The organism is Protofrankia sp. CiP1_Cm_nod2 (genome assembly GCF_920664355.1).
Classification (GTDB): Bacteria; Actinomycetota; Actinomycetes; order Frankiales; family Frankiaceae; genus Protofrankia.
On sequence record NZ_CAKKTL010000397.1, the window covers coordinates 1 to 842 of the forward strand.

Below are 842 nucleotides of genomic sequence, written 5' to 3' on the forward strand. Positions count from 1 at the left end.
GGTGAGCAGGTTGATGGTGCCGATGGGCTGCTCGAGGTCGGTGGTGAAGGCGTCCAGCAGGCCGAACAGACGCCGCTGGTGGGTGGCCAGGTCCTCGGCGCTGTAGAGGTCCGGGTTCGCCTCGAGGTCGATCCGCACCCCTTCCGTGCTGTCGACCCGGTCGTACATGGTGATCGCGAGGTTCTCGATCAGCCCGGTGGTGAGGGTGTGGGTGGCGCCGCGGTGGCCGGCGAAGTCCAGGTCGTAGTCGAAGGAGATGATGTTGACCTCGGTGGCCACGAGATCGTTGCTGCCCTGGGGCAGGCCGAGGTCGCGGGGCAGGTTCTCGCTCCGGTAGCGCTGGTGCCGCAGCGCCTGGCGGATCTCCAGCGACACCTGCCGCACCAGCTCGGACACGCTCAGCCGCGGCTGTACCTCCACGCGCAGCGGCAGCACGTTGGAGACCATGCAGGGGGTGGCGCGCAGCACGGCGTCGGTGCGGGCCGTCGTGGGCAGGCCCAGGATGACATCCCGCGCTCCGGTCATGCGGTGCAGGTAGGCGGCTGTCGCCGCGACCAGCAGGGCGGAGGGGTGCGTGCGGGCCTGGCGGGCCGCCTGCCGCAGCCGGGCCGCCGCGGCCGGGGGCAGGAAGGCCGTGTGGTGCAGTACCTGCCGCGCCGGCCGGGCCGGGCGAGCGGCGAGCCGGGGCGGTTCGGGCTGGTCGGCGAAGCGCTGCGTCCAGTATTCGCGGTCCGCGAGGAAGCCCTCTGACGCGCGGTAGTCCGCGTCCCGTTCCACCAGCAGGCGCAGGGGGGCGAAAGTGGACGGAGGCGCCTCGGCGAGTGACCCGGCGATGTGCGCGG

General features: G+C 72.6%; 1 protein-coding gene. It reads right to left on the reverse strand.

All coding sequences use genetic code 11. From position 1 onward, the window contains the following. Positions 1-842 (reverse strand): condensation domain-containing protein (locus NBW84_RS23895; protein WP_250287596.1); only part of this gene is annotated, 842 nt, incomplete at both ends.